Genomic DNA, 3,440 nt, shown 5'->3' with positions numbered 1-3,440 from the left:
AAGAGAGACGTCTCCCCTCCTCTTTTAAATGACGCAAAAGGGCTAAATCGATACCGTTCGGATCATAAATCGCTCCGTCGCTGTCGCTACACGTGATCACAATCGCGCCGAGTTGCTGAAGTTTCTCTATCGTATGAATGGCGACATTCCCCGCACCACTCACCGTACAAATTTTCCCTTCTAACGACTCTTGCAACTCTTCTTTGAGCATCTCTCTAGCGAAATAGACAACCCCGTATCCTGTCGCTTGAGGACGCATCAACGATCCACCGAACGCATAAGGCTTACCGCTGAGAACCCCGTCATAATTGCGGGTAATGTGTTTGTACTCTCCGAACAGATATCCGATCTCTCGGCTCCCCACCCCTATATCCCCTGCCGGAACATCGACACGAGCACCGATATAAGGGTGAAGTTCACGCATAAACGCATGGCAAAATTTCATAATCTCGAAATCGCTTTTCCCTTTGGGATCGAAATCCGATCCCCCTTTGGCTCCACCGATCGGCAGTCCAGTAAGAGAATTTTTGAAAATCTGCTCAAAAGCTAAAAATTTCAATACCCCCGTCGTAACACTGGGATGAAATCTCAGCCCCCCTTTATAGGGTCCAAGAGAGTTGTTAAACTGGATACGGTAGCCGTTGTTGATATGCACCTGATTATGATCATCGAGCCATTGAACTTTAAACTGTATGATCCGATCAGAGGTAACAAGGCGTTCTAAAATGGCGAACTGTTCATAACGTGGATCAGTTTTGATGATCGGTTCGAGGGAAGTAAGGACTTCACTCACCGCCTGTAAAAAGGTATTGTCAGTTGCACAGTTAGATTTTTTGAGATTGGCTAAAATTTTTTCGACCATAAATGCTCCCTATCATCTCAGTAATTTTTATTTCATATGCTACTACTTCAATACTTTACTAAACTTGATGCTCTTTGACTCAATTAAGCTAACACTCTTTTTGACATGGTATAATTCCAAAAAAATAGTCTTTTCGGAGTGAATACGTGGAAAATCTTAGCTATTATGAAATATTAGAAGTCTCTAAAAATGCCAATGGGAACGAGATCAAAAAAGCCTACCGCAAAATGGCGAAACTCTACCATCCAGACCGCAATCCCGATGATGAGAGTGCAGAACACAAGTTCAAACTTTGCAATGAAGCCTACCAAGTTTTGAGTGATGATCAACAACGCAGTATTTATGATCGTTACGGAAAAGAGGGGCTTCAAGGTGGTGGGGGACGACGTTCTAGTGGTGGATTTGATGATTTAGGCTCTATTTTCGAAGAGATGTTCAACGGATTTGCAGGTGGAGGACGTGGACGCCAATCACGCGCACCAAGCGATAAATTTCCACTCGATATGGGTATCGATATGCGTATCAGCTTTAAAGAGGCAGTATTCGGATGTGAAAAAGAGGTCAAATTTAGCGCAAAAAGCTCATGTAAAACCTGTAAAGGAACCGGAGCCAAAGAGGGAAAAGTAACCAGCTGTAGTCAATGCGGAGGCAAAGGACAAGTGTATGTTCGTCAAGGGTTTATGACCTTTTCTCAAACCTGCCCTGCGTGTCACGGTGAGGGAACGATGGCAAGTGAAAAATGCGGTGATTGCAAAGGAAAAAGCTATACAGAGAGTAAAGAGAGTGTCACCGTTAAAATTCCTGCCGGTATCGATAATGGAAATCGTTTACGCGTTTCCGGTAAGGGGAATATTGGGAAAAGCGGTGTACGCGGTGATTTATACGTAACCTTCAGTGTTGAAGATGATAACCACTTTATCCGAAACGGTAACGATATTTATCTCGAAGTCCCAATATTTTTTACCCAAGCGGTTCTCGGTGAAGACATCATAATACCCTCTCTCAACGGCGAATTAACTCTCGAACTCGAAACAGGAACCAAAGACGCTCAACAGTACCGTTTCCGAAATGAAGGGGTTTCCGATGTTCACGGACGAGGCAAAGGGGACCTTATCGCTCAAATCCATCTCACTTACCCCAATCGGCTCAATGCTGAACAAGAAGCCCTCCTTCAAAAGCTTCAAGAAAGTTTCGGAATCGAATCAAAACCGCATGAATCTCTTTTTGAATCGGCATTTGATAGGGTCAAAGGGTGGTTTAAATAAGATATAGTTATTATCTTTACGGCATTATAATTTTGTCGTAAGGTAGTTAGATTATGGAAAAGCGTCAAATCACTAAAATTTTTCTTGCTTTATCCATTATTTGGACAATACTTATATCTTTTTTCATCGGTTACATTATTTATCAAAAATACAATGAAATCAAATCACTGGCTCTACTCGAAGCACGTACAGGAATTAACAAAGATCTTGCATTTCGTACTTGGGTCGCGTCCAAAGGGGGAGTTTATGCCCCAATCGATAAAAATTCCCCTCCAAATCCCTATCTAAAAGTCCCTAATCGGGATGTCAATACAACAACCGGAGTACAGCTAACTCTTTTAAATCCGGCATATGCACTGCGCCAAGTTACAGAAAGCTACGGAAAATATTCAGGAGTTAAAGGACATCTCACCAGCCTGAAACTTATCAATCCTCATAATCAACCGGATCAGTGGGAAGATAATGCTCTTCACCGGATTGAAACATCTCGAAAAGACCTTTATGAAATCACTGACGGCACATTACGTTATATGCGCCCCTTTTTTATCGATCAAAAATGTCTAAAATGTCATGGGAATCAAGGATACAGAGTAGGAGATATACGTGGCGGACTCTCAGTCCAAATTCCGTTAAGTTACTATGATGAAATCTTTACATCAGGAATACAGGTCAGTGTTACAATCATTATCACTATGTGGTGTATAGGGCTTATTGGACTTTATTGGGGCTATCGATCTTCCTTTGAACGGATTAATGAAAAAATCAATCTTTACGAACAAAATCTTTATTCACTTGTTGCGCTAATCGAGCAACGAGACAACTATACTGCCGGACACGGTAAACGGGTTGGAGAATACTCTAGGCTCATCGGAAAACACCTTGGATTGGATGAAATACATCAAGAAGAGCTCTATCGAGCCGGTGCTTTGCATGATATCGGAAAGGTTGCCATTCCTGATTCTATTTTACTTAAACCGGGCAAACTTGAACCAATAGAGCGAAAATTGATCGAAGAACATGTCAATGCCAGCTATGAACTTCTCAGCAAAGTAGAAATATTTACTTCCATTGCTGAAATTATACGATATCACCACGAGCGGTTCGATGGTAGCGGTTATCCGTTTGGATTATCAGGGGATGCTATTCCTTTTAACTCTCAAATATTAGCGATTGCCGACTGTTTTGATGCAATGACAACCAATCGGATTTACAAAGGGCGAAAAGGGGTACATGAAGCGCTCAATGAATTGCAAACATCCTGTAAAAGTCAGTTTCACCCTGATATTATCACAGCAGCATTCAATGCTTTCTCC

The 3,440-nt window shown here is 42.0% G+C and carries 3 protein-coding genes; 2 read left to right on the top strand and 1 reads right to left on the bottom strand.

Translation table 11 applies throughout. The features are described from left to right. Positions 1-862 (bottom strand): Glu/Leu/Phe/Val dehydrogenase dimerization domain-containing protein (locus WA010_RS09610; protein WP_422556906.1); only part of this gene is annotated, 862 nt, incomplete at its 3' end. A gap of 146 nt (positions 863-1,008) precedes the next feature. Here WA010_RS09610 and dnaJ point away from each other — a divergent pair. Beyond that, positions 1,009-2,127 (top strand): molecular chaperone DnaJ, encoded by a 1,119-nt coding sequence (gene dnaJ / locus WA010_RS09605; RefSeq protein ID WP_422556905.1) that lies wholly within the window; start codon positions 1,009-1,011, stop codon positions 2,125-2,127. A 53-nt stretch (positions 2,128-2,180) separates the two neighbouring features. After that, positions 2,181-3,440 (top strand): HD domain-containing phosphohydrolase (locus WA010_RS09600; protein ID WP_422556904.1); only part of this gene is annotated, 1,260 nt, incomplete at its 3' end.

Source organism: Sulfuricurvum sp., from assembly GCF_049305995.1.
In the GTDB taxonomy this organism is placed as follows: Bacteria; Campylobacterota; Campylobacteria; order Campylobacterales; family Sulfurimonadaceae; genus Sulfuricurvum.
This window is presented reverse-complemented; position numbering and strand designations above follow the sequence as displayed.